This window comes from Micromonospora sp. WMMD961, assembly GCF_029626145.1.
GTDB lineage: Bacteria > Actinomycetota > Actinomycetes > Mycobacteriales > Micromonosporaceae > Micromonospora.
On the sequence record NZ_JARUBJ010000002.1, the window covers coordinates 5931623 to 5957500 of the forward strand.

At 70.7% G+C, this 25878-nt stretch carries 17 protein-coding genes and 2 rRNA genes (1 of these 19 running past the window's edge); 4 read left to right on the top strand and 15 right to left on the bottom strand.

All coding sequences use genetic code 11. The features are described from left to right. Nucleotides 1-107: 107 nt before the first annotated feature. The 6 genes from O7614_RS27030 to O7614_RS27055 all read right to left on the bottom strand — a co-directional run bounded on the left by O7614_RS27030 (nt 108) and on the right by O7614_RS27055 (nt 9839). A complete protein-coding gene (locus tag O7614_RS27030; protein ID WP_278141237.1) occupies nt 108-3164 on the bottom strand; it encodes an Rne/Rng family ribonuclease in 3057 nt (1018 codons plus the stop codon). 131 nt (nt 3165-3295) lie between these two features. Then, nucleotides 3296-4108, bottom strand: coding sequence for a TIGR03936 family radical SAM-associated protein (locus O7614_RS27035; RefSeq protein ID WP_278141238.1), 813 nt, complete (start codon nt 4106-4108; stop codon nt 3296-3298). 156 nt (nt 4109-4264) lie between these two features. Further along, entirely contained in the window at nt 4265-5632 is a 1368-nt protein-coding gene (gene mycP, locus O7614_RS27040; protein WP_278141239.1) for a type VII secretion-associated serine protease mycosin, read from the bottom strand. Nucleotides 5633-5642: 10 nt separating this feature from the next. Continuing rightward, complete coding sequence (locus tag O7614_RS27045) at nt 5643-7106, bottom strand: hypothetical protein (RefSeq protein ID WP_278141240.1); 1464 nt, start codon at nt 7104-7106, stop codon at nt 5643-5645. 10 nt (nt 7107-7116) lie between these two features. Further along, nucleotides 7117-7557, bottom strand: coding sequence for a hypothetical protein (locus O7614_RS27050; protein ID WP_278141241.1), 441 nt, complete (start codon nt 7555-7557; stop codon nt 7117-7119). Nucleotides 7558-7790: 233 nt separating this feature from the next. Then, nucleotides 7791-9839 carry a TIGR03960 family B12-binding radical SAM protein gene (locus tag O7614_RS27055; protein ID WP_278141242.1) on the bottom strand — a complete coding sequence of 683 codons (2049 nt, stop codon included), beginning with the start codon at nt 9837-9839 and terminating at the stop codon, nt 7791-7793. A gap of 78 nt (nt 9840-9917) precedes the next feature. On the opposite strand from O7614_RS27055, the gene O7614_RS27060 reads away from it, so the two are divergent. Then, the gene (locus O7614_RS27060; protein WP_278141243.1) at nt 9918-11171 is read left to right on the top strand and encodes a hypothetical protein; all 1254 of its coding nucleotides are present in this window, start codon (nt 9918-9920) and stop codon (nt 11169-11171) included. 42 nt (nt 11172-11213) lie between these two features. Here the strand turns inward: O7614_RS27060 and O7614_RS27065 are convergent, their stop codons facing one another. Further along, nucleotides 11214-11903, bottom strand: coding sequence for a lysophospholipid acyltransferase family protein (locus tag O7614_RS27065; protein ID WP_278141244.1), 690 nt, complete (start codon nt 11901-11903; stop codon nt 11214-11216). Nucleotides 11904-11998: 95 nt separating this feature from the next. Continuing rightward, nucleotides 11999-15145, bottom strand: coding sequence for an isoleucine--tRNA ligase (gene ileS, locus O7614_RS27070; protein ID WP_278141245.1), 3147 nt, complete (start codon nt 15143-15145; stop codon nt 11999-12001). A gap of 333 nt (nt 15146-15478) precedes the next feature. On the opposite strand from ileS, the gene O7614_RS27075 reads away from it, so the two are divergent. After that, complete coding sequence (locus O7614_RS27075) at nt 15479-16636, top strand: acyltransferase (RefSeq protein WP_278141246.1); 1158 nt, start codon at nt 15479-15481, stop codon at nt 16634-16636. An 86-nt stretch (nt 16637-16722) separates the two neighbouring features. Here the strand turns inward: O7614_RS27075 and ndk are convergent, their stop codons facing one another. Beyond that, nucleotides 16723-17148: a nucleoside-diphosphate kinase gene (gene ndk, locus O7614_RS27080; RefSeq protein WP_074313773.1), complete on the bottom strand. Its 426-nt coding sequence runs from the start codon at nt 17146-17148 to the stop codon at nt 16723-16725. 142 nt (nt 17149-17290) lie between these two features. Between ndk and O7614_RS27085 the strand changes: the two genes are divergently transcribed. After that, nucleotides 17291-18829, top strand: coding sequence for a VOC family protein (locus O7614_RS27085; protein ID WP_278141247.1), 1539 nt, complete (start codon nt 17291-17293; stop codon nt 18827-18829). 58 nt (nt 18830-18887) lie between these two features. Here the strand turns inward: O7614_RS27085 and O7614_RS27090 are convergent, their stop codons facing one another. The 3 genes from O7614_RS27090 to O7614_RS27100 are packed head-to-tail and all read right to left on the bottom strand — an operon-like array spanning nt 18888 to nt 23268. After that, complete coding sequence (locus O7614_RS27090; RefSeq protein ID WP_278141248.1) at nt 18888-19322, bottom strand: DUF4233 domain-containing protein; 435 nt, start codon at nt 19320-19322, stop codon at nt 18888-18890. Then, on the bottom strand, nt 19319-20653 hold the full coding sequence (locus O7614_RS27095) for a folylpolyglutamate synthase/dihydrofolate synthase family protein (protein WP_278141249.1): 1335 nt from the start codon (nt 20651-20653) through the stop codon (nt 19319-19321). The genes O7614_RS27090 and O7614_RS27095 overlap by 4 nt, the downstream gene beginning before the upstream one ends. Beyond that, nucleotides 20650-23268 (bottom strand): valine--tRNA ligase, encoded by a 2619-nt coding sequence (locus O7614_RS27100; RefSeq protein ID WP_278141250.1) that lies wholly within the window; start codon nt 23266-23268, stop codon nt 20650-20652. The genes O7614_RS27095 and O7614_RS27100 overlap by 4 nt, the downstream gene beginning before the upstream one ends. Before the next feature lie 69 nt (nt 23269-23337). Between O7614_RS27100 and O7614_RS27105 the strand changes: the two genes are divergently transcribed. After that, on the top strand, nt 23338-24024 hold the full coding sequence (locus O7614_RS27105) for a hypothetical protein (protein ID WP_278141251.1): 687 nt from the start codon (nt 23338-23340) through the stop codon (nt 24022-24024). Between the two features lie 74 nt (nt 24025-24098). Here the strand turns inward: O7614_RS27105 and O7614_RS27110 are convergent, their stop codons facing one another. The 3 genes from O7614_RS27110 to O7614_RS27120 all read right to left on the bottom strand — a co-directional run. Next, complete coding sequence (locus tag O7614_RS27110; RefSeq protein WP_278141252.1) at nt 24099-24350, bottom strand: hypothetical protein; 252 nt, start codon at nt 24348-24350, stop codon at nt 24099-24101. A 195-nt stretch (nt 24351-24545) separates the two neighbouring features. Next, a 5S ribosomal RNA gene (gene rrf / locus O7614_RS27115) occupies nt 24546-24662 on the bottom strand. A gap of 85 nt (nt 24663-24747) precedes the next feature. Further along, nucleotides 24748-25878: ribosomal RNA gene (locus tag O7614_RS27120) — 23S ribosomal RNA — on the bottom strand (it continues 1978 nt past the right edge of the window).

The following is a 25878-nucleotide window of genomic DNA, read 5'->3' on the forward strand; positions in this document are numbered from 1 at the left end:
TGACCCGGGGTGACCGATCCTGGGCCGGGTTGGCCGGAACGGCGAGGTCCCTCCCCCGTCACTTTGCCGGGGAAGGGACCTCGTCAAACACTTGGCCGGTCAGGCGGTCAGGGGCGCGTCCGGCGACGGGTGCCACCCCGGCGCGAACGACGCCGACCGCCGCCACCCTCGGTGGCGTCCTCGTCGCCGTCACCGTCGACGAGCGCGTCCGGGTCGTCCGCCGCGGCCAGCCGAGCCGACTCACCCTGCTGGCTGTCGGAGACCGCCGGAGCGGCAGCGGTGTCCGACTCGTACCGGGACAGGTCGTAGCCCATGGTGTCCTGGTAGTCGGCGTCCGCTTCGGCGCTGGTGTCGGTCTCGACGACCTCGACGACCGTCCTCTCGGCCGGGGCGTTCTTGCGCGCCCGACGGCGGGACGAGGTCGGGGCCTGCTCGGCGGCCGGAGCGGCGGGCGCCGACGAGGCGACCGCCTTGACCTTCTCCCCCGCACCGGCGGCGCGCGGCTTCTCCGGCACCGGCTCGGTGTGGATGATGACGCCTCGGCCCTTGCAGCACTCGCAGGTCTCGCTGAACGCCTCCAGCAGGCCCGCGCCGATCCGCTTCCGGGTCATCTGCACCAGACCGAGCGAGGTGATCTCGGTGACCTGGTGCTTGGTGCGGTCCCGGCCGAGGCACTCGGTGAGTCGGCGCAGCACCAACTCCCGGTTCGACTCCAACACCATGTCGATAAAGTCGATCACCACGATGCCGCCGATGTCGCGGAGCCGGAGCTGGCGGACAATCTCCTCCGCCGCCTCCAGGTTGTTACGGGTGACGGTCTCCTCCAGGTTGCCCCCGGAACCGGTGTACTTACCGGTGTTGACGTCGACGACAGTCATCGCCTCGGTGCGGTCGATCACCAGCGAGCCACCGGAGGGCAGGAAGACCTTGCGGTCCAGGCCCTTGATGATCTGCTCGTCGATCCGGTACTCGGCGAAGACGTCGCTCGTGCCGACGTGCCGACGCACCCGGTCCACCAGGTCCGGGGAGACGTGCGACAGGTACGACTCGACCATCTCGTACGACTGTTCGCCCTCGATCACCAGCTCGCGGAAGTCCTCGTTGAACAGGTCGCGGACCACCCGGATGACCAGGTCGGGCTCCCCGTAGAGCAGCACCGGAGCGCCACCCTCGGCGGCCTTGGCCTGGATGTCCTCCCACTGCGCCTGCAGACGCTTGACGTCACGGGCCAACTCGTCCTCGGTGGCGCCCTCGGCGGCCGTACGAACGATCACGCCCGCGCCGTCCGGGACCAGCTTCTTGAGCACGTCCCGCAGCCGCTTGCGCTCGTTGTCCGGCAGCTTGCGGCTGATCCCCGACGCGTTGCCGTTGGGCACGTAGACCAGATGCCGCCCGGAGAGCGCGATGTGGCTGGTCAGCCGGGCACCCTTGTGCCCGATCGGGTCCTTGGTGACCTGGACCAGCACCGAGTCGCCGGAGCGCAGCGCCTGCTCGATCGAGCGGGCGCGCCCCTCCAGACCGGACGTGTCCCAGTTGACCTCGCCGGCGTACAGCACCGCGTTGCGGCCTCGGCCGACGTCTACGAACGCGGCCTCCATGCTCGGCAGCACGTTCTGCACCTTGCCCAGGTACACGTTGCCGGCCATCGTGCCGGAGGAGTTGCGGGTGACGTAGTGCTCGACCAGGACGCCGTCCTCCAGGACCGCGATCTGGGTGCGGTCACCGCGCTGGCGGACCGCCATCACCCGGTCGACGGCCTCCCGGCGGGCCAGGAACTCCGACTCGCTCAGGATCGGCGGCCGGGTACGCCGCTGCTCCCGGCCGTCCCGGCGGCGCTGACGCTTGGCCTCCAGGCGGGTCGAGCCGGAGACGCCCTGCACCTCGTCGACCGTTCGGCGCGGCTCACGGATCTTCACCACGGTCGGGACACCGTCGTCCGCGGCACCCTCGGTGTCGCCCGCACCCCGACGACGACGACGCCGGCGGCGACGGGTCAGACCATCGCCGCCCTCGGCCTCCTCGTCCTCGTCTCCCTCGGCCTCGGCGGTCTCCTCCTCGTCGGCCTGCGCCGCCTCCTCGGACTCCTCGTCCTCGGCGTCGTCGGCCCCACCCTTGCCCCGACCCCGGCCGCGGCGACCACGCCGGCGGCGACGGCGCGCGGCGGCGCTGTCCTCGTCGTCCTCGTCCGCCTCGGTGGCCTCCTCGACCTCCTCGACGGGCTCCTCCTCGGCCTCGACGGCCTCGACCGGCTCCACCGGTTCGGCGTCGCGGCGTCCACGCCGACGGCGGCGGGACGGCTCGGCAGCCTCCTCGACGGCCGGCTCCTCGGCAACCGGGGCGGCCTCCACCGGCCGGGTCACCGGCACGGCGTCCGGCTGGGGCGCCATGAACAGCACTGTGGGCGCGGAGAGCGCTGCCCTCCGACGACGCGTACGCGGCTGCTCCGGCGCGACCTCGGCGGGATCGTTCGGCTCGTCGGTCACACCGGGAACCGCGACACCTGGAGGGACCTCGCCCGAGCGGTCCTGCGCGCCGCTGGTCCAGGCCAGCTCGGCGGCCGTCGCACTCGGAAGGGTCTCCGTGTCGGCCAGCTCGGCCTCGGCCTCGCGCAGGTCGGACTCGGCCGCCTCCTCGTCGGCGACCGGCTCCTCGATCGCGACCGGCTCCTCGATCGCGGGCGGCTCCTCGGTGGCGGGCGGCTCCTCGACAGCGGCCGGGGTGGCCTTCTTGCGGCGGGTCCGGGTCACCTTGACCGGCGGAACCACCTCGGCCGACGCGGCCTCCGCCGAGGCGGCGACGAGCGGCTCTTCGGCGGTGGTCTCGACGGGAGTGGCCTTTCGGCGGCGCCGGGGGGTCTTCGGGGCGACGTCCAGGTCACCGGAGACCGGGGCGAAGACCTCCGCCTGCGGGGACTCGACGCTGCCGGCGCCACCGGTGGGTGCCTCGACCGGCGCCTCGGTCTGTTCCGGCTGGTTCAGTGGGGCGGCCCGGCGGCGGGTCGCCCGGGTACGCCGCACGGGCGCGGTGGGCTCGGCGGTCTCCCCACCGGTCGCGTCTTCCGGTCCGACCGGAGCCGATCCGGCGGCCGTGGTGCTGTGATCGGCGGTCTCACCGGCCGGCTGTGAACCGGTCCGTTCGCCGCCCTCGGGCTCGTTCTCGAGCATGGACGTTCTCCAGTTCTGGCTACCCCGGGCGCGGGTGAGCGCTGCCACGCAGGGTCGCCGCAAAAGTGTTTCCGCCGGGCGCGCGTGGTGCGCGACCGCCGAAGTCTGCCTGCCAGAGCACCGACCGTCGGTCAGTGCCCAACGATGGCTGCCCCGTCGCGGTCCGCATCCAACGGATCCACGATCGCACCCTGCGCGGTCAACGTGCCCTGAGCCAGCCGGGTCACCCTCGGCGAAACCGGCGGCTCCAGGTCGGCCACCACGCGGAGGCCGGAAAGGACGTCATCGGGCCGTACGGACGGGGTGACCTGCCGCACGACCAGTTCGAGTATCGCACACGGGACGGCCGGCGCCCCGGAAGGCGTCGGCGTCGGTGCCGAGGCATCGATCGATATCACGGCGGCGCGGGCGTCGAACGTCCGCCGTCCCTGCTTGGTCATCCGCTCTACCAGCACCTCGTCGGCGGCGACGAAGGCATCGACCGCGGCACGCAGCACCGTCGGGTCCACCTCGGGCATCTCGATGTGCCAGCGCGACGCCTCGATCCGCTCCGGCAGGTTGCCGCCCTCGGCGATCACCGCATCCAGGACGTCCAGTCCCGGCGAGAGCGCGGCGTCCAACGCCACGCGCAGTTCCTGTGGGTCGACCGCGGCCTGGAGGGCGATCTCCAGGTACTCCGCCTCGCTCGCCACCCCGGTGGGCGCGGCGCTGGCGTAGGAGATCTTCGGGTGCGGGTGGAAACCCTGGGAGAAGGCGACCGGCACAGCGGCCCGGCGGAGCGCGCGCTCGAACGCCCGGGCGAAGTCCCGGTGCGACGTGAACCGCAGCGGCCCGCGCTTGGCGTAGCGGATGCGGACGCGCTGGACGACCGGTGCCTGGCCGCCCTCGGGTTGAGGCTTCTTGGCGATCGTGGGCTCCTCGGGGGTACCTGCGTGTCCACCCATCCTGGCGCAGGCGTCGTGACGGTACGCGACCGGGTCGGTCGGTTGGTGTCGACAGACGGCGACAAACCGGTCGGCAGGGACGTTACCGCCGCCACGAACGCCAATGGCCGGCCGGTGATCCGGAGGTCACCAGCCGGCCATCACGATCGACGTTGTCTACCGCTGGGGCGGCGGGGGCGGTGGACCGCTTGGCGGGCCGTAGTTCGAGGGCGGGGCGTACCCCGGCGGAGGGGCGTACCCGGAGGGCGGAGGTGCGTACCCGGGCGGCGGGGCGTAACCCGCCTCCGGCGACGGGTACGCGCCGGGAGCCGCCTGGTCGAGCAGGTGGTCCGGGATGTCGGCAGCCCGTGCGGCCTCCCGGCGGTAGCGACGGCGGTTCCAGATCAGGAACACCGCCAGCCCCAGCAACAACACCAGCACCGCGGCGATGCCGATGCCTACCACCATGACCTGCTGGTCGGTGGGGCCACCGCGGTCGCCGTGCTGGGTGACGTCGAACTCCTCGTCCGTGCCCCCGGTGCGGGCCGGACCCGGTTCGGTCGCGGCGGCCGGGCCCAGAAGTGGGTTGGCGGTGACCGGCGGCACGTTCGCGGTCAGCGCCTTGACCGGGTCGATCACCCCGAAGCCGTACTGCGGGTCCCGGCCGGCCGGGCCGGCGTCCCGCGCCGTCCGGATGATCCGGTTGATCACGCTCGGAGCGTTCAGGTCCGGAAACTTCGCCCGGATCAGCGCGGCCAGACCGGAGACGACGGCGGCCGAGTCGGACGTCCCGTCGCCCCAGCCGTAACCGCCCTCGTTGGCGGTGTTGTAGATGCCGTCGCCGGGAGCGGCGACCACCGCCTCCGGCCCTCTGACGGAGCCGGACCAGAACGTGCCGCCCCGGGTCGTACCGGTCACCGCGATCACACCGGGGGTGTTGGCCGGGCTGATGACGGTGGTATCGCCCTTGGCCGTGTTGCCGGCGGAGGCGACCACGACGACGTCGTGGTCCAGCGCGTACTTGATCGCGCTCACCTCGTCTGGGCTGGCCGAACCGGGGCCACCGAAGGACATGTTGATCACCTTGGCGCCGCCGTCGACGGCCATCCGGATGCCGAGGGTCACCGCCGCGGCGGTGTTGGTCTCGCCGGCCCTCCGCAGTTTGATGGGGAGGATCTTCGCACCGGGGGCGATGCCGTCCACCCCGTCTCGGCCACCGCTCTTCGCCGCGATGATGCCGGCCATGTGCGTGCCGTGCCCCTCCTCGTCGGTCCGGCCGTCGCCGGAGCCGCCGTAGCTGCGACCACCGGCCAGCACCTGACCGCGCAGATCCGGGTGGGTGGACTCGACGCCGGTGTCGAGCACGGCCACGACCACGCCCCGCCCGGTCGAGATCTCGTGCGCCTGGTCGATGCGGAGCTCGTCCAGATACCACTGCTCGGCCCGCCGCGGCGCGGCGGCCGCCGGTTGGGCGGCCCCCACCACCAGGAACCCCGCCAGCAGGCTGGCAATCACCGGCCGGAGGCCTCCGACGTTCACAGTCATCCGTTCGTCCTCACCGAAGGACACCCGGGGACGCCCCGTCACCAGGGCCCCACGGATCGTCGTCCTCAGTCAACCACGACGAGTGCTCGGAGCCGGTGCCGCCACCGTGTCCGGCCCCGCCCGCGCCGCCGATCATGCCGCCGCCCATCATCCCGGCGCCACCGACCCCGGCACCGCCGCGCGCGCCGCCCGGCATCCCGGCGCCGCTCGCGCCGGCAGCGGTGCGGAGCGCGTTCGCCGCGCTGGTCATCGGCGGCAGCTTTCCGTTGCCGCCGCCCACCATGCCGGGGATGCCGCCGACGCCGATCCCGCCCGCGCCCAGGCCGCCGCCCGCGCCGATTCCGCCGGCCGAGCCCACGCCGGGCCCGCCCCCGAAACCGCCGCCGGCGCCACCGAGACCGGCGCCACCGACCCCGGTGCCACCGAGGCCACCACCCAGGCCACCGATACCGCTCGGGCTGGCGCCGGCCAGACCGCTGCTGTAGCCGTCGTCGGCGCCGGGGTAGCCGGTCGGCGGGGGCGTGAGCTGACCGGTGCCGGGAGGGGAGCCGTCGCCGATCCCGCCGGGCCTGGTCGGGGAGAACGGGTCGACGGTGGACGTCGGACCGCCCACGTCGCCGATGCCCGGTGGTCGGCTGCCGATGGTGGGGCCGCCACCACCGATGTCGGGCTTACCGCCGAACTCGCCACCACCGATGTCGGGCCGCCCGGTCGGCGGAATCCGGGTGTCGCGACGGAGGTCGTCGCCCCTCATGTCCCTGTCGGGTGCGACAACGGTGAGCTTCGGACGCTCCGCATACACGGCCGCGGGCAGCGGCGACATGGCCGCGTGGGCCGCCTGCTGGTTGTCCCGGTACCAGTTGTCCAGGTGGGACTTGGTGTCCCACCAGCCGCCCCGCTTCTGGTCGCCGGCCTGGCCGTCGACCTTCATCGTCGCTTCCAGGTCGTCGGCCTTGTCGCGGAACGCGCCGTCGGCGTACGACGCGGGGTTGTTCTGGTAGTCCTGGCGCAGCGCGGCGAGGAAGCCCGACGAGCTCTCGCCGTCGCGGGCGTCGTCGAGCTCGGTGCCGTTGGGCAGGCTCCACTCGTTGAAGCCGAAGTCGTCCATCAACGGGATCGGGATCGTGGAGACCGACTTGCGGATGTCGCCCTCGATCCGGGCCAACGCGCCACTGACGTTCGTCGCGTCGGTGATCAGATCCTCGATCTGCTTGCCGATCGTGCCCAGGTGCTCGCGGTACGCGTCACCACCGCTGCCCTTCCAACCGGCGAGCATCCCGGGCAGGCCGCCGACGTGCGGGCGTTCCTGACCCGTCGCGATCGGGCCGACGAACGACCGGCCGACCAGCGCGTCCCGCAGGTGTTGCAGGCCACTGGAGAGGTTGCTCCACCCCGCGCCGACCGAACCGACGGTTTCCGGGTCCGCGGAGAGCGTCACCTCGCGCACACACCGCTCCCAGGTTCCTCCAGCCATGACGTCCCCCTCAGGCCGTGTACGGGTAGGTGGGCGCGCCACCGGCAGCGGGCGGCGGAGCGGCGGACTCCAGCAGTCGCTCGATGTCCTTGCCGTTGGCGGCGTTGCGTGCCTCGGCGTCGCGGAACGCCTTGGCGATATCCTCGGTGCCCTGCTTCAGGGCGGCGAGCCGCTGGGTGAGCGTCGTGAGGTGCGCCTCCATGTTGCCCGTGGACGTGGTCAGGGCCGCCCACTGCATGCGGGCGTCCTCGTACGCGCCGAACGGGGTGCCGTTCGGAACAGTCTGGGCGTTGTTGCTGTCGCCCTTCATCCGTTCCTTGATGCGCTCCATCTCGTAGCTGAGGGTGTCCTCGACGTACTGCTTCAGGCGTTCGACGTACGCCGCCGCGGCGTCCAGGTCCTCGACGCTGACGTGCAGATCGCCGGTGTTCGGCGGCGGGATGCTCCCCATGCGATTCCTCCCCCGTTCCCGACCCCGCCGGGTCGGTCCATGTCAGACGCAGCGTATCGAAGTCCGACCAAGTCCGGGCAGCCCCCGTTCGCCGCCGACACCCACCGACACACGTCGATGCGACGCGACCCCGACCAACGCCAACGGGCCCGCGCGAGACGCGGGCCCGTTGGATGACATCGGAAGTGGAGAGGAGTGGTCAACCGCCACCCGGCGCTGCCTCGAAGGCGAGATCAGGCGGAGTTGTCGCCGGCCGGCACCTTCATGCCGTTGCCGCCCAGCGGGGTGAGCGGCAGCAACTTCTTGCCGGTGGGGCCGATCTGGATCTCGGTGTCCATCGACGGGCAGACGCCGCAGTCGAAGCAGGGCGTCCACCGGCAGTCGTCCTGCTCGAACTCGCTGAACGAGTCCTGCCAGTCCTGCCAGAGCCAGTCCTTGTCGAGGCCCGAGTCGAGGTGGTCCCAGGGCAGGACCTCCAGCTCCTCGCGCTGCCGGGTGGTGTACCAGTCGAGGTCCACCCCGAACGCGGGCAGCGTCTCGGCCGCCGCGTCCACCCAGCGCTGGTAGGAGAAGTGCTCGCTCCACCCGTCGAACCGGCCGCCGTTCTCCCACACCTTGCGGATCACCGAACCGACCCGCCGGTCACCCCGGGAGAGCAGCCCTTCGATCAGCGACGGCTCGCCGTCGTGGTAGCGGTAGCCGATGGCCCGACCCAGCGAGCGGTCCGAGTTGATGGCCTGCTTGAGGATCTTGAGCCGGTGGTCGATGACCTCCGGGCGGTCCATGGCGGCCCACTGGAACGGCGTGTGCGGCTTCGGCACGAACCCGCCGATGGAGACCGTGCAGCGGATGTCCTTGGAGCCGGTGGCCGCCCGGCCGGCCCTGATCACCTCGTGCGCCATCTCCGCGATCTCGAGGACGTCCTCGTCGGTCTCGGTGGGCAGGCCGCACATGAAGTAGAGCTTCACCTGCCGCCAGCCGTTGGTGTACGCGGTGACGACCGTACGGATCAGGTCTTCCTTCGACACCATCTTGTTGATGACCTTGCGGATCCGCTCGGACCCGCCCTCCGGGGCGAAGGTCAGGCCGGTACGCCGCCCGTTGCGGGACAGCTCCTGCGCGAGGTCGATGTTGAAGGCGTCCACCCGGGTCGACGGCAGCGACAGCGAGACGTTCGTGCCCTCGTACTGCTGGGCGAGGCCCGAGCACATGTCGCCGATCTCGGAGTGGTCCGCCGAGGAGAGCGACAGCAGACCGACCTCGGAGAAGCCGGAGAACTCCAGGCCCTCGCGGACCATCTGCGCGACCGTGGTGATCGACCGCTCCCGCACCGGCCGGGTGATCATGCCAGCCTGACAGAACCGGCACCCCCGGGTGCAGCCCCGGAAGATCTCCACCGCGTACCGCTCGTGCACCGTCTCGGCCAGCGGCACGAGGGGCTTCTTCGGGTACGGCCAGGCGTCCAGGTCCATCGTCGTGCGCTTGTGCACCCGGAACGGCACGTCCGCCCGGTTCGGCACGACCCGCTGGATCCGCCCGTCCGGGAGGTAGTCGACGTCGTAGAAGCGCGGCACGTAGACGCTCTCGGTGCGGGCGAGCCGCAGCAACAGCTCGTCGCGGCCCCCCGGGGAGCCCTCGGCCTTCCACTCCCGGACGATCGCGGTGATCTCCAGGACCGCTTCCTCGCCGTCGCCGAGCACCGCGGCGTCGATGAAGTCGGCGATCGGCTCCGGGTTGAACGCGGCGTGCCCACCGGCCACGATCACCGGGTCGGCGTCGGTACGGTCGGCGGCCAGCAGCGGAATGCCGGCCAGGTCGATCGCGGTGAGCATGTTGGTGTAGCCCAGCTCGGTGGAGAAGGAGAGGCCGAACACGTCGAAGGTGCGTACCGACCGGTGCGCGTCGACGGTGAACTGCGGCACGCCGTGCGTGCGCATCAGGGTCTCCAGGTCCGGCCAGACCGCGTACGTCCGCTCGGCGAGGGTGTCGGGCAGCTCGTTGAGCACCTCGTAGAGGATCTGCACGCCCTGGTTGGGCAGGCCCACCTCGTACGCGTCCGGGTACATCAACGCCCAGCGCACGGCTGCCGCATCCCAGTCCTTGGTGACCGCACCCAGCTCGCCACCGACGTACTGGATGGGCTTGGAGACCTGGGGCAGCAGCGGCTCGAGCTGGGACCAGACCGACGGATCCTGGTCGCGGGGCGGCGTCAGCGGCGCCGAGCCGGAGTCGTCGCCCGAATTGGTCGTGGCCGCGCGCGGCGTCGTGGACGGGGCACTCATGATGCCCAAGGGTACGCGCCCGCCCGGCGGTGGCGACGCGGTACTAACCTCGGACCGGCGCGAGAGGAGATTGCCGCGATGCCCGAGCCCCAGCCGGGAGCACGGCCGGCCGACGGGAGCACCCCGGGCACCGAGCCGGACCGCGATCCGGCGGCCGGCGAGAAGCCGACCTCCCCACCCGTACCGTCGGACCAGCCTGAGCCCTCGACGCAGCCGACGGCTGCCGACCAGCCTGAGCCCTCGACGCGGCCGACGGCTGCCGAGACACCGGAGCCGTCGGACCAGCCCGAGGCCGCCGCCACCGAGGACGTCCCCGCGCCCCGGTGGAGCGGTTCGGCCTCGGTGCCGCCCCCGCTGCCGCGCCGACCCGCCTGGGGTGAGTCGGCCGAGCCGACTCCGCCGCAACCCGTGCCCGTCGGGCTGCCGGAGCACCAGACCCCGGTCGACCCGTGGGCCGGGGTGGACACCGGCGGCTGGGACCTGCCCTCTGCCGAGCTGCCCCCGCTGCCTCCGACGACGCCCTACCCGGTGCCGCCGACGACCCGGCAGTGGTCCGGTCCGCCCGCTCCCCCGGCCGGATCGCACCCGGCGCCGCCGCCGGTCGCCCCGGTGTCGCCGCCGGCTGCCCGACCCATGACACCGAGTCGGCCGATGTCGCCCCCCGCACCGGCGCCCGCACCGGCCAGGCCGCCGAAGCAGCGCCGGGCCGGCCGGCCCAACCCGCCTCCGGCCGCGCCACCACCGGGTTGGCAGGCCCCCAAGGGGTACGTGCCGGTCCGCCGACGCCGCCGCTGGCCGTGGCTGCTGCTGCTCACCCTGGCCTGCTGCTGCGGTTGCCCCGCCTACTACGGGTTCCCGATCTCGGCCCAGTACCCGGCACGCGCGGCACTGCCCGAGCAGATCGAGGACCTCACCCTTCGCCAGGACAACCGCAGCGCGGAGACCGCGAAGCAACTGGAGAACGAGGTACGCAAGGAGCACCTGCTGGCCGAGGACACGTTCGCCGGCGTCTACTCCACGACGAGCGGCAAGCGGGTGACCGTCTTCGGCGGCACCGGGTTCCGGCTGACCCCGGAGGCGGACGCGGAGGCCGAGATCAGCCGGTTGGCCGACCGGTACGCGCTGAACGCCCCGGAGACCGTGGACACCGGCGTACGGGGCCGGCACGAGCGCTGCGCCGTCGGCCGGGCCGATGGCAGCGACGTGGTGGTCTGCACCTCGGTCGACCACGGCAGCATCGCCACCGGAGTGTTCACCCGGCTCTCCGTCACCGACAGCGCCACGCTGCTGGACACCCTGCGCGCCCAGATCGTCCAACCCGAGCGGAGCTGAGCGACGCCAGGAGGGCCGGTCGGTTTCGGGTCGCCGGGTCGGTCAGGCGTCGCGGGTCGGGTCCGGGTGGGCGCGGGGCGGGGCGTAGCGGGGGACGTACTCCTGACCGGTGAGCTTCTGGATCTCGCTCATCATCTCGTCGGTCATCTGCCGCAGCGAGGTGCGGTCGTCCGGCCGGCCGCTGAAGTCCAGCGGCTTGCCGAACCGCACGGTGATCTTGGCAGTGCCGGGCCGGGGCACTCGGGCGCCGATCGGCTGCGCCTTGTCCGTGCCGATCATGCCGACCGGGATGATCGGCACCCCGGCGGCGATCGCCAGCCGGGCCGCGCCGGTCCGCCCTCGGTAGAGCTTGCCGTCCGGCGATCGGGTGCCCTCCGGGTAGACCACCACCAGGTCACCGCCCCTGAGCGCCGGGATCGCCGCGTCGAACGCCGACAGCGCGGCGCGGCCGCCGGCCCGCTCGACGGGAATGGCGCCCAGGCCGGTGAGGACGAACTTGGAGATCGCGCCCTTCACCCCGGCGCCCTTGAAATACTCCGATTTGGCCCAGAACGCCAGGTGTCGGGGCACGACCGTGCCGAGGAACAGCTCGTCGGCCACCGAGAGGTGGTTGCCGGCGAAGATCGCGCCGCCGGTCTCCGGCACGTGTTCCAGACCCTCCACGGTCGGGCGGAACGCTAGCCGCAGCGTGGGCGCCACGGTCAGCTTGCCGATGGTGTAGAGCAGGGGCACTGGTCCTCCGGCAGATGAGGTGCGAGCGGGCGGTGTCACCGTAGCGGACGCCTCCACACCCCGCAGACGGAGGTGTGGAGGCGTCCGCGCCCGCGCTATGACCGGCGAACGGTGACCGTGACCTGCTCGCCCTCGCCGACCTCACCGGCGAAGCCGTCGAGTCCCTCGGCGAAGTCCACCGAATCGGCCAGCACCTCGCCGGAGACGAAGTCGAGGTACGCCGACACGGCGGCGCGCACCTCGTCGGAGGCCGACACCGACACCACGATCCGGTCCGACACGTCCAGGTCGGCGTCCCGTCGGGCCTGCTGGACCACCCGCACCACGTCGCGGGCCAGCCCCTCGGCGGCCAGCTCCGGGGTGACGTCGGTGTCCAGCACCACCACTCCCTCGCCGCCGGGCAGCGGCGCGGAGTGCTCGGCGTCGGCGGCGACCAGGCGCAGCTCGTACTCGCCCTCGGCGAGGGTGACGCCAGCGGCCACCGGGGCGCCGTCGACCAGCTCCCACTCGCCCGCCTTGACCGCCTTGATCACCTGCTGCACCTGCTTGCCGACCCGCGGGCCGAGCGCCCGGGGTACCACCGTCAATACCTGCTCGCAGTACGTGGACAGCTCCGCGCTGAATTCCACGACCTTCACGTTGACCTCGTCGCTGACCAGGTCGGCGAACGGGCGCAACTGCTCCGCCGCCGGCGAGGCCACGGTCAGCTTGGCCAGCGGCAGCCGCACCCGCAGACCCTTTGCCTTCCGCAGCGACAGCGCCGCCGAGGCAACCGCCCGGGTGGCATCCATCGCGGCGACGAGGTCGTGGTCGGCCGGGAACTCGGTCGCCTCCGGCCAGTCGGTCAGGTGCACCGAACGCTCTCCGGTCAGGCCGCGCCAGATCTCCTCCGCGGTCAGCGGCGCGAGCGGCGCCACCACCCGGCAGAGCGTCTCCAACACGGTCCAGAGCGTGTCGAACGCGTTGACGTCACCGGACCAGAAGCGGTCCCGGGAGCGGCGCACGTACCAGTTGGTCAGCGCGTCCAGGTAGGACCGGACCGTCGCGCAGGCGCCGGAGATGTCGTACGCGTCCATCTGCGCGCCGACAGTGCTCACCAGCTCGTTCGTCTTCGCCAGCACGTACCGGTCCAGCAGGTGCGTCGAGTCGGTACGACGGCGGGCCTGGTGCCCGTCGGCGTTGGCGTAGAGCGTGAAGAAGTACCAGACGTTCCACAGCGGCAGCAGCACCTGCCGGACCGCGTCGCGGATGAGCGTCTCGGTCACCGCCATGTCACCGCCGCGCAGCACCGGCGAGGACATCAGCATCCACCGCATCGCGTCCGAGCCGTACGAGTCGAAGACGTGGTAGACGTCCGGGTAGTTGCGCAGGCTCTTGGACATCTTGCGCCCGTCCGAGCCGAGCAGGATGCCGTGGCTCAGGCAGTTGCGGAACGCCGGCCGGTCGAACAGCGCGGTGGCCAGCACGTGCATCGTGTAGAACCAGCCGCGGGTCTGCCCGATGTACTCGACGATGAAGTCACCCGGGTAGTGGTGCTCGAACCAGTCCGCGTTCTCGAACGGGTAGTGCACCTGGGCGAACGGCATCGACCCGGACTCGAACCAGCAGTCCAGCACCTCCGGCACCCGGCGCATCATCGACTGACCGGTCGGGTCGTCCGGGTTGGGGCGGACCAGGTCGTCCACCGCCGGCCGGTGCAGGTCGGTGAGACGCACCCCGAAGTCCCGCTCGATGTCGGCCAGCGAGCCGTAGACGTCCAGGCGCGGGTAGTTCGGGTCGTCGGACTTCCACACCGGGATCGGCGAGCCCCAGAACCGGTTACGGCTGATCGACCAGTCCCGGGCATTGGCCAGCCACTTGCCGAACGAGCCGTCCTTGATGTGCCCGGGCGTCCAGTTGATCTCCTGGTTCAGCTCGACCATCCGGTCCCGGAACTGGGTGACCGCGACGAACCACGACGACACCGCCTTGTAGACCAGCGGGGTGTCGCAGCGCCAGCAGTGCGGGTACGAGTGGGTGTAGGTGTCCTGCTTGAGCACCACCCCCCGGTCCTTCAGCTCCCGGATCACCGGCTTGTTGACGTCGAAGACCTGCTCACCCTGGTAGGGCGGGACCAGCGCGGTGAACCGGGTGTGGTCGTCGACCGTGACGATGGTGGGGATGCCGGCGGCGTTGCAGACGTTCTGGTCGTCCTCGCCGAACGCCGGCGCCAGGTGCACGATCCCGGTGCCGTCCTCGGTCGTGACGAACTCCGCGCCCAGCACCTGGTAGGCGTTGTCGCCGGCCCGTTCGACGAGGAAGTCGAACAGCGGCGTGTAGCGGCGGCCGACCAGGTCCCGGCCGTACACCGTGCCGACCTGCTCGTAGCCCTCCAACTCCTTGGCGTACGCGGCCAGCCGCGCCGCCCCCACGACGTAACGCTGGCCGTCGCGCTCCAGCACCGCGTACTCGATGTCGGGCCCGACGGCGAGCGCCAGGTTCGACGGCAGGGTCCACGGCGTGGTGGTCCAGACACCCAGCTTGACCGGCCCGCGCACCAGCTCCGGGGCGGACTCGTCGGCGGTCAGCCCGAACCACACCGACAGGGTGGGGTCGTGCCGGTCCCGGTAGACGTCGTCCATCCGGGTCTCGGTGTTCGACAGCGGCGTCTCGCACCGCCAGCAGTACGCCAGCACCCGGAAGCCCTCGTAGATCAGACCCTTGTCGTGCAGGGTCTTGAAGGCCCACATGACGCTTTCCATGTAGTCCAGGTCGAGGGTCTTGTAGTCGTTGGCGAAGTCGACCCAGCGGGCCTGCCGGTTGATGTACCGCTCCCAGTCCTGGGTGAACTCCAGCACCGAGGTACGGCAGGCCTCGTTGAACCGGGCCACGCCCAGGTCGATGATCTCCGCCTTGCTGGTGATGCCGAGCTGCTTCTCCGCCACCACCTCGGCGGGCAGGCCGTGGCAGTCCCAGCCGAAGCGGCGCTCGACGTGCCGGCCGCGCATGGTCTGGTAGCGCGGCACCACGTCCTTGACGTAGCCGGTGAAGAGGTGACCGTAGTGCGGCAGGCCGTTGGCGAACGGCGGGCCGTCGTAGAAGACGTACTCGTTCTTGCCGTCGTCGCCGGCCGGGCGGGCCTCGACCGACGCCTCGAAGGTCTTGTCGGCCGTCCAGTGCTCCAGCACCCGGCGCTCGACCGCGGGCAGGTCCGGGCTCGCCGGGACACCGGCGGCGGTCGGGTCGTGCAACGGATAGGCCATCGGGGGTTGCTCTCCTCGCAGCTCACTCATCGGTGGGTCTGCGAGGACGAGCTCTCCGGGTGCGCCTCGACGACGCTCCCGGGTGGCCCGCGGTACCACCCCGCTTGACGGTCAGGATCGACCGCCCGCTCGTTGACCGGCTGTGACGGGCCGCACCCGTCCGGTTCTACTGAGCCGGTTGCCCGGCCGTTCTTCCGGAGGCTCGCCGGTGATGGCCGGGTCATCGCCTTTCGGTGCTCAACGATACAAGACCGACCTGCCACCCCGCCGCCGAGTGATCGCGCCCGCGGAACGCGCCTTGACCCCGGTGGGGTGCTCGCGCAAACTTCGCCGGTGCGTTCGCTTCGGTACGACGAGTTCCAGGCCATGCGTCGGTTCCCCGCCCTGGACGGGCTACGGGCGGTCGCCGCGATCATGGTCTTCGCCTTCCACTACGGCGGCCCGTCCTGGAAGTGGTTGACCGGGTGGATCGGCGTACACCTGTTCTTCGTGCTCTCCGGCTTTCTGATCACGACCTTGCTGCTACGCGAGGAGCACCGGTACGGCAAGGTCTCGCTGCGGGCGTTCTACCTGCGGCGGTTCTTCCGGATCATGCCGGTCTACCTGCTGGTGCTCTTCCTGACCTGGGCGCTGGCCCGGCTCAACGGCACCGGCGACGCGGTCGAGCGTGTGATGGCGTACTACCTGCTCCTGCTCAACGACTTCATGCCCGCGGACGCCCCCTACCTGCACTCCTGGACGATCGGGATCGAGCAGAAGTTCTACCTGTTCTGGCCGGCGATCGCGTTCGTGCTGGTGACCGCGGTCTTCCGCCGCCGGCTGGCGGTCACCGCCGGTCTGATCGTGTTCCTGATCGCACTGATCCCGCCGGACATCGCCTGGCTGAGCTGGCCGATCCACTACGTGGCCATCCTGTTCGGCTGCCTGGTCGCGGTGGTCATGCACCATCCGCGGGGCTTCGCCCTGTTCCGGCCGCTGACCCACCCGGCGACGGCGACCGCGGCGATCCTGCTCTTCGTCGCGTTCCACTGGACCGTGCAGTACTGGCCGATCCGGTTCGGGCAGGAGGCGCTGATCGGCACCTACGCCGCCGCTGCCGCGATGCTGCTGCCGGCTCTGCTCTCGCGCAGCGTGCTCGCCCGTGGGCTGGGGCTGCGTCCGCTGGTCTTCGTCGGTGAGCGGTCGTACTCGATGTATCTGATCCAGTCCATCGCGGCACGGGCCGCGATCGGGGTGCTGCCGGCGCTGGGGCGTCGCAGCACCGGCGTCTTCCTGGGCACCGTGGTGGTGGCGTTGATCGCCGCGGACGTGCTCTACCGCTGGGTCGAACTCCCCATGATCGAGATGGGCCGTCGGTTCGCCGCCCGGGTGACCCGGCGCGGGCCGAGCGGCGGCGACGGCACGACGTCGACCGCGCCCGCCACCGAGGACATCCAGATCCCCCGCCCGCGGGCGGTGCTGGCCGACACCGCCCCGGCGGCGCGCGGCTGACCCCTCCCGGTCACCCCGGCGGTTTGAGCGGGGTCACACCGCCGGTCGACTGACCGCCGTGTCGACCCCGCGTCGACGGGCGTTGGTCAGCCCAGCTCGGGGAACCAGAGCGCGATCTCGCGCTTGGCGCTGTCCGGAGAGTCGGAGGCGTGCACCAGGTTCTCCCGGTTGGACAGCGACAGGTCTCCCCGGATGGTGCCGGCGGCGGCCTTCCTGCCGTCGGTGGCACCGACCAGCCCGCGGACCACGTCGATGACCTGGTCGCCGGAGAGCACCAAGGCGACCAGCGGACCGCCGGTCATGAAGTCCTTCAACGGCGGGTAGAACGCCTTGTCGACGTGCTCGGCGTAGTGCTCGTCGGCGAGCGCCGCGTCCATCGTGCGGTGCACCATCGCGTCGATCCGCAGCCCCTTGCGCTCGAAGCGGGAGAGGACCTCGCCGACCAGGCCGCGGCGGACCGCGTCGGGCTTGATCAGAACGAGGCTGCGCTCATCCGGGCTGTTGCTGGACACGCTGGGTTCCTCCTGTACGCGTTGCACGCTCGAGATCGGTACGGTCAGCCTAGCGACCCGGTCCCGGCGCCGGCGCGGCGGCCGGTCTTTCCCCCGGTGGCCGATCCGGCCTAGCCTGGCCCTGACCCCCGGGAGGTCCACTGTGGCGAATGGCGGGAACCGGCCCATCGCGCCGGTACGCAAACTGATCGGCACGGTGCTGGGCACCGTGGCCACCTTCGTCGTCCTCTTCGGGCTGGGCATGACCAGTTGGGCCATCGTGGCTCTCGGGGTCGCCCTGCTGGTGCTGGCCATCGCACTGGCGACCGTACGCGGCGGCGGGCGCACCTGGGTGGTCGGCGTGGGGCACGTGCACAGCGCCTCCGAACCACCCACCCAGTACGCGTTCGGCCGCTGTGAACTCCAGCTGGTCATCGACGCGCCCGGCCTGCCGCCGCGGTCCAAGAAGATCATCGAACCGCGGGTGCCGGTGTCCAAGTGGCCGTCGCTGGGCCAGACCCTGCCGATCCGGGTCGCGTTGGACGACCAGCGGCACGTCAAGGTCCTCTGGGACGAGGTGCCGACCCACGCCGAGACCGCTGCCGCCGTCGCCGACCTCCCACCGGAGTTCGCCGACGCCGACGCCATGGACGAGGTGCTGATCCAGCAGGATGCCCCGCCGTGGGCCGACCGCGCCCCGGACGACGACTTCCGCGACGACTTCCGCGACCCGCACGGCGACCCTTTCCGCGACCCGCACGGCGACCCTTTCCGGGACCCGCACGGCCCCGATTCAGTGCGCACCGATCCCCTGCGCCCGGATCCCCTGCGCTCGGATCCCCTCCGCTCGGATCCCCTCCGCTCCGAGGCCCGGCGCGACGACCCGGGCGTGGCGTCCGGGGAGCGCGAGCCCGTGGTGGTGCACCAGACTCCGGGCGGCCCGGTGTTGGAGGGCGTCGTCGTCGGACAGCAGGCCGCCGGGCTACCCCGGCGGGCCACCCCGGCGCCGCGGACGGCCCCTGAGGAACGCTTCGACGAGCCCGGCACCGACCGGTACGACCTCCCGCAGGAGGACCGGTCGACCCCACCCGCTGCGGACCCGGTGGAGCCGCACCCCGCCCAGCGCTCCGACCCGGCCAGCGCCCAGCGCTCCGACCCGCCACCCGCGCAGTGGTCCGGACCGGGCACGACCGACCCGATGGATCCACTCGACCTCCCGCTGGACGATCCCTCCCCGGCCCGTGCGGGCAGCACGACCGTGACCGACGAGGAACTCGACCAGGCGATCTTCGGGTTCGACGCGGCATCGGCCGCGGATCCGACCGCGCCGATCAGCGGGGTCGGGCTCACCCTGCTGGTGACCGACCTGTCCCGGTCGCTCGGCTTCTACCGCGACGTGCTCGGCTTCAGCGAGGTCGACCAGGGTGCCCACAACGCCGTACTCGCCTCCGGCACGACCCGACTCGTCCTCCGGGAGGTGACCGGGGCGGCACCGATCAGCCGCCGGTTGGTGCACGTCAACCTCGAGGTGAACGACATCGAAGCAGCGTACGAGCGGCTCCGCGAATCAGGCGTTCGCTTCACGTACGCGCCCCGGGTGGTCAACCGGGGCACCAAGCTGGAGGTGTGGGCGGCGGCGTTCCGTGACCCCGACGGCCACGGCATCGCCCTCACCCAGTGGCGTGAACGCGCCGACGCCTGACCCGGCCACGCTCGCCTCGGCCGACGCGGTCGGCGCCGTCACGACGCGGTCAGCGCCGTCAGCCGAGGATGACCCGGCGCACGTGCAACGCGTACGCCCAGACCAGGGCGAAGATGATGCCCAGCCCGAACAGCGACCAGTGCAGCAGGCCGCCCAGGATGAGCAGGCCCTGCAGCACGGTGCCGGCGTTCCAGGCCCACGGTCGACGCATCATGCCGGCCAGCACGACGGCGGCCAACGCCAGTGCCACCACGGCACCGATCGCGGCACCACCGAGGTCACCGCCGACCACCCGGATCGGCTGGATCGCCAGCAGGAGAACCAGCGCCTCCAGGCTGAGCGTGCCAGCACCGAGACCGCGTACCGCCCGCTCCGGGTTGCGCAACCCGGAGCGTCGCGGCTGCCCGGCCGTGGGCTCCTCCCCCACCGGCCGCCCGACCGGCGGGCCGGTCGGGTCCTCGGTGGGGTGCGGGTCCCGCTCCGGAGTGGTCATCGCTTCAACAGCCGGCGCGCGTCGGCGACCGTCACCACGGAACCCGTGACCAGCACCCCGACCCCGCTCAACTCACCGGGGACGTCCTCCTCGGCCAGGGCCACCGCCAACTCGATGGCGTCCGGCATCTCCTCGGCCGAATCCACCCGCTCCTCGCCGAAGATCTCGACCGCCAGCGCGGCGAGTTCCTCAGTCGGCATTGCCCGTGGTGAGCTGTTGCGGGTGACCACCACGTGGTCGACGACCGGCTCCAGCAGCTCCAACAGCGCTTCCGCGTCCTTGTCGGCCAGTACGCCGAGCACGGCCACCAGCTTGCTGAACGCGAACTCCTCCTGGAGCGCGGTCACGGTGGCCTTCATGCCGTGCGGGTTGTGGGCACCGTCAAGCAGGACGGTCGGGGCGTTACGGACCCGCTCCAGCCGACCCGGGGAGCTGGTCGACGCGAAACCCTCCCGGACCGCCTCGATGTCCAACTGACGTCGAGCCCCCGCACCGAGGAACGCCTCGACGGCGGCGAGCGCCACCGCCGCGTTCTGCGCCTGGTGGGCACCGTGCAGCGGAATGAAGACGTCGTCGTACACGCCACCCAGCCCTTGGAGGGTGAGCACCTGGCCGCCGACCGCGACCGCCCGACCCAGCACGCCGAACTCGCCGCCCTCCCGGGCGATGGTGGCCCCGACCTCGGCGCAGCGGTCGAGCAGGGGACCAGCGGCCTCCTCCTCCTGCGCCGCCGAGATCACGGTGGCCCCCGGGTGGATGATGCCGGCCTTGGCCAGCGCGATGTCCTGGAGCGTGTCACCGAGCCACTCGGTGTGGTCCAGCCCGATCGGGGTGATCACACAGACGCCGGCCTGGATCACGTTGGTGGCGTCCTCCGCGCCGCCGAGGCCCACCTCGACCACCGCGATGTCGACCGGGGCGTCGGCGAAGGTGGCGAACGCCAGCGCGGTGGTCATGTCAAAGTACGTCAGCGGCTCGTCCGACCGTGCGTCGACCAACTCGGCGAGCGGCTTGATCTCCCGGTACACCGCCGCGAACCGCTCCTCGCTGACCGGCTCCCCGTCCAGGCTGATCCGCTCCCGCACGGTCTCCAGGTGCGGGCTGGTGTAGCGGCCGGTGTGCAGCCCGAACGCCCGCAGCAGCGAGTCGATCATCCGCGCGGTGGAGGTCTTGCCGTTGGTGCCGGTCAGGTGGATCGCCGGGTACGCCCGCTGCGGGCTGCCGAGCAGGTCGAGCAACGACTCGATGCGGTCCAGCTCGAAGACCATGCGGGTGAAACCACGGGCGTTCAGCTCCGCCTCGACGGCGGCGAAATCGGTACGGTCGGTCACGAGGAAAGTGTCTCCAGAGCAGCGTCGATCCGGACCAGGTCGGCCTCGGCGGTGGCGAGCCGGTCGCGGATCTTCGCGACCACCGGCTCGGGGGCCTTTCCGACGAAGGCGGGGTTGTCGAGCTTCGCCCGGGCCTGCGCGACCTCCTTCTCGGCGGCCGCACGGTCCTTCGTGAGCCGGGCTCGCTCGGCGGCCAGGTCGATCGACCCCCGGGTGTCCAACGCGACACCGACCGAGCCGGGCATGGCCAGCGTGGCGCTCGCCTGGAAGTCGTCCCCGGCCGGGTCTAGCCGGACCAGCGAACGGATCAGTGGTTCGTGGGCGGCGATGCCCGCGCCGGTCAACCCGTCGAGGCGGGCGGCCACCCGCTGCGTCGGGCGCAGCCCCTGGTCCGAGCGGAACCGACGGATCTCGGTGACCACCCGCTGCACGCTGGCCAACTCGGCCTCGGCGGCGTCGTCGACGAGCGTCCGGTCGGCCGCCGGCCAGGCGACGGTCTGCACCGTCTCGCCGCCGGTCAACGCGAGCCACAGCTCCTCGGTGACGAACGGGATGACCGGGTGCAGCAGGCGCAGCAGCTGGTCGAGCACGTGCCCGAGCACCCGGCGGCTGACCTCCGCCCGCTCACCACCCTCGGCGAGCACCGGCTTGCTCAGCTCCACGTACCAGTCGCAGACGTCGTCCCAGGCGAAGTGGTACAGCAGGTCGCACACCTTCGCGAACTCGTACGCCTCGAACTGCTCGTCGACCTCGGCGGTGACGTGCGCCAGCCGGGACAGGACCCACCGGTCGACGGTGGAGAGCTGCTCGACGGGCGGCAGGTCGCCGCTGGTGTGCGCGCCGTTCATCAGCGCGAACCGGGTGGCGTTCCAGAGCTTGTTGCAGAAGTTACGCGAGCCCTGGCACCACTCCTCGCTGACCGGGACGTCCTGACCGGGGTTCGCGCCCCGGGCCAGGGTGAACCGGGTGGCGTCGGCACCGTACCGGTCGATCCAGTCCAGCGGGTCGACCACGTTGCCGAACGACTTCGACATCTTCTTGCCGAACTGGTCACGCACCATGCCGTGCAGCGCGACCACGTCGAAGGGCGGCCGGCCGTCCATCGCGTAGAGGCCGAACATCATCATCCGGGCGACCCAGAAGAACAGGATGTCGTACCCGGTGACCAGCACGCTGGTCGGGTAGAACTTCGCCAGGTCCGGCGTCTGCTCGGGCCAGCCGAGGGTGGAGAACGGCCACAGGCCGCTGGAGAACCAGGTGTCCAGGACGTCCTCGTCCTGGTGCCAGCCGTCCCCGGTCGGCGGTTCCTCGTCCGGGCCGACGCAGACGATCTCGCCGGCCGGGCCGTACCAGACCGGGATGCGGTGCCCCCACCAGAGCTGACGGGAGATGCACCAGTCGTGCATGTTGTCGACCCAGGCGAAGTAGCGCTTGGCCAACTCGGCCGGCTCGATGCGGACCCGACCGTCGCGCACCGCGTCACCGGCCGCCTGGGCCAGCGGAGCGGTGTTGACGAACCACTGCAGCGACAACCGCGGCTCGACGGTCGTCTTGCAGCGCGAGCAGTGCCCGACCGCGTGCACGTACGGGCGCTTCTCGGCGACGATCCGGCCCTGCTCGCGCAACGCCGCCACGATCGCGGGCCGCGCCTCGAACCGGTCCAGCCCTTCGAACGGCCCGGGCACGGTGATCACTCCGCGCTCGTCCATCACGGTCAGCGCGGGCAGGTCGTGGCGCTGGCCGATCTCGAAGTCGTTCGGGTCGTGGGCAGGCGTCACCTTGACCATGCCGGTGCCGAAGGACGGGTCGACGTGCGCGTCGGCCACGATCGGAATCCGGCGGCCGGTCAGCGGCAGCTCGACCTCCGTGCCGATCAGGTGCTGGTAGCGCTCGTCGTCCGGGTGCACCGCCACCGCGGTGTCGCCCAGCATCGTCTCGGCCCGGGTGGTGGCCACCACGACCTCGTCGCTGTACCGGATGGAGATCAGCTCACCGTCGTCGTCGGTGTGCTCGACCTCGATGTCGGAGAGCGCGGTGAGACAGCGCGGGCACCAGTTGATGATCCGGTTGGCCCGGTAGATGAGACCGTCGTCGAAGAGCTTTTTGAAGATCGTTTGAACGGCGCGGGTCAGCCCCTCGTCCATGGTGAAGCGCTCGCGGTCCCAGTCGACGGAGTCACCGAGGCGACGCATCTGGCCCAGAATGGCACCACCGGACTCGGCCTTCCACTGCCAGACCCGCTCGACGAACTTCTCCCGGCCCAGGTCGTGCCGAGACAGACCCTCGGCGGCGAGCTGACGCTCGACCAGGTTCTGGGTGGCGATGCCGGCGTGGTCCATACCGGGCAACCACAGCGCCTCGAAGCCCTGCATCCGCTTACGCCGGGTCAACGCGTCCATCAGCGTGTGCTCGAACGCGTGGCCCATGTGCAGTGAGCCGGTGACGTTCGGCGGCGGGATGACGATGGTGAAGGGGGGCTTCTCGCTGTCGGCGGAGGCCCGGAAGTGCCCGGCGGCTACCCACTGCTCGTACCGTCGCTGCTCTACCTCGCCCGGCTGGTACTGGCCGGCAAGGGTCGGGGCGTCGGGGCGGTGGGCATCCAGTCTCTCGGTCACCTGACAAGTCTACGGAGGGCTTCTCCGGACCTGACGTGCGCCACCTCTCGTTCGCGTACGGTGTCGGCTATGTCCGACGCACATCTCACCGAGCGTTCGCTCGACGGCGGTCACGAGCCGGTCGAGCTGAGCGAGGAGCCGATCCAGCTCAGCACCCGAGACTCCGGGGGCGACCCCGACGAGCGGTCTGGCGGCTGGTCCCGCCGACGCAAGATCGGTTGGGCGGTCGCGTTGGTGGTCGGCCTCGCGGGCGCCGGTGTGCTGGGCGTCGGCGGATGGCGGGTGGCACAGCAGAAGGACACCCAACTGACCTCACCCGATCGGGTGGCGGGCCTGACCCGGGACGACAGCGAACGGGCGAAGAGCACCGCCGACTACCTGCGCAGCGGCCTGGCGGCGAACATCGAGCTGGACCGCAGTTTCGGCACCGTCTACCGCGACCCGGCCGACGACAAGCGCTCGGTACTCATCTTCGGGGGCACCACCCTCCTGTGGCAGCCGGAGCGCGACCTGGACAGCCTCTTCCGCCTGATGTCGGACGAGACCGGCTCGGTCAGCGGCCTGCGCGAGTCCCCCGCCGGTGACCTGGGCGGCGTGATGAAGTGCGGCAGCACCAGTGGCGAGGGCGGCGACTTCGCGGTGTGCGGCTGGGCCGACCACGGCAGCGTCGTGATCGCGATGTTCCCGGGCCGGTCGGTCACCGACGCCGGCGGCCTGATGCGCAACCTCCGCCAGGAGATGCAGACCCGAGGCTGACCCACGCCCGCGGCGGGGACGATCAGCCAGGCAGCGGCGGGGCGAACCGCACCGACGTCTTGTCCGCCCTCGGGTCAGGCCGGCGGGGTTGCCTCTCGGCCAGGGCGCTTCTTCGCGCCCTGGGGCGGCGTCGGCACGGTCCGGGCCTCCTGCACTCGGATCTCGACGCGTAACCGGTGGGCGGCAGGGTGCCACATCTCCTCGAACGGACCCATGACCTCACCGCCGATGCCACGGCGACGTACCCGACTCCCCAGCCAGGTGAGGGCCCTCAGGATGGCGGCCACACAGGCCGCGACCAGCAGGAAGATCAGAACGTCGTCCACGGGCGTCAGCCTAGCCAGTGTGGACGGTGCCCCCTGCCAGGCCGTTTCCGATTGCGCTGACATGTCGGTCGAAGCAGGTGCGGCGTTGTGGAGGTCGTGCGGCGGAACCCGTCACGCAGAGGTCGGATTGAGCTGGTCGCCGCGGCAGAAACGCAGAAAGGGTCACCCGACTGGGTGACCCTTTCTGAAAAGTTTGTCCGGCGGCGTCCTACTCTCCCACACCCTCACGAGTGCAGTACCATCGGCGCTGGAGGGCTTAGCTTCCGGGTTCGGAATGTAACCGGGCGTTTCCCCTCCGCCATGACCGCCGTAACTCTATGAACATATCAAACAACCCCGGGACACACACGCGGGTGTTCGCTCGTTCAGAGTTGCACAGTGGACGCGTAGCAGCTTAGTAGTCAAGTCCTCGGCCTATTAGTACCGGTCAACTGAACCCGTTACCGGGCTTACATTTCCGGCCTATCAACCCAGTCGTCTAGCTGGGGGCCTTACCCCACAAAGTGGGTGGGATACCTCATCTTGAAGCAGGCTTCCCGCTTAGATGCTTTCAGCGGTTATCCCTTCCGAACGTAGCTAACCAGCCGTGCCCTTGGCAGGACAACTGGCACACCAGAGGTTCGTCCGTCCCGGTCCTCTCGTACTAGGGACAGCCCTTCTCAAGTATCCTACGCGCACGGCGGATAGGGACCGAACTGTCTCACGACGTTCTAAACCCAGCTCGCGTACCGCTTTAATGGGCGAACAGCCCAACCCTTGGGACCTGCTACAGCCCCAGGATGCGACGAGCCGACATCGAGGTGCCAAACCATCCCGTCGATATGGACTCTTGGGGAAGATCAGCCTGTTATCCCCGGGGTACCTTTTATCCGTTGAGCGACACCGCTTCCACTCGCAAGTGCCGGATCACTAGTCCCGACTTTCGTCCCTGCTCGACCTGTCAGTCTCACAGTCAAGCTCCCTTGTGTACTTGCACTCAACACCTGATTGCCAACCAGGCTGAGGGAACCTTTGGGCGCCTCCGTTACCTTTTAGGAGGCAACCGCCCCAGTTAAACTACCCACCAGACACTGTCCCTGAACCGGATAACGGTCCGAAGTTAGATACCCAAATCAACCAGAGTGGTATTTCAAGATTGCCTCCACCCATACTGGCGTATGGACTTCACCGGCTCCCACCTATCCTACACAAGCTAATTCGAGTACCAATGTCAAGCTATAGTAAAGGTCCCGGGGTCTTTCCGTCCTGCCGCGCGTAACGAGCATCTTTACTCGTACTGCAATTTCGCCGGGCCTGTGGTTGAGACAGTGGGGAAGTCGTTACGCCATTCGTGCAGGTCGGAACTTACCCGACAAGGAATTTCGCTACCTTAGGATGGTTATAGTTACCACCGCCGTTTACTGGCGCTTAAGTTCTCCGCTTCGCCCCAAAGAGCTAACAGGTCCCCTTAACGTTCCAGCACCGGGCAGGCGTCAGTCCATATACATCGAATTACTTCTTCGCATGGACCTGTGTTTTTAGTAAACAG

Bases quoted from the DNA above. Each gene is read 5' to 3' on its own strand.
- O7614_RS27030 (WP_278141237.1), bottom strand. From the start codon at position 3,164: ATGCTCGAGAACGAGCCCGAGGGCGGCGAACGGACCGGTTCACAGCCG.
- O7614_RS27035 (WP_278141238.1), bottom strand. From the start codon at position 4,108: ATGGGTGGACACGCAGGTACCCCCGAGGAGCCCACGATCGCCAAGAAG.
- mycP (WP_278141239.1), bottom strand. From the start codon at position 5,632: ATGACTGTGAACGTCGGAGGCCTCCGGCCGGTGATTGCCAGCCTGCTG.
- O7614_RS27045 (WP_278141240.1), bottom strand. From the start codon at position 7,106: ATGGCTGGAGGAACCTGGGAGCGGTGTGTGCGCGAGGTGACGCTCTCC.
- O7614_RS27050 (WP_278141241.1), bottom strand. From the start codon at position 7,557: ATGGGGAGCATCCCGCCGCCGAACACCGGCGATCTGCACGTCAGCGTC.
- O7614_RS27055 (WP_278141242.1), bottom strand. From the start codon at position 9,839: ATGAGTGCCCCGTCCACGACGCCGCGCGCGGCCACGACCAATTCGGGC.
- O7614_RS27060 (WP_278141243.1), top strand. From the start codon at position 9,918: ATGCCCGAGCCCCAGCCGGGAGCACGGCCGGCCGACGGGAGCACCCCG.
- ileS (WP_278141245.1), bottom strand. From the start codon at position 15,145: ATGGCCTATCCGTTGCACGACCCGACCGCCGCCGGTGTCCCGGCGAGC.
- O7614_RS27090 (WP_278141248.1), bottom strand. From the start codon at position 19,322: ATGACCACTCCGGAGCGGGACCCGCACCCCACCGAGGACCCGACCGGC.
- O7614_RS27105 (WP_278141251.1), top strand. From the start codon at position 23,338: ATGTCCGACGCACATCTCACCGAGCGTTCGCTCGACGGCGGTCACGAG.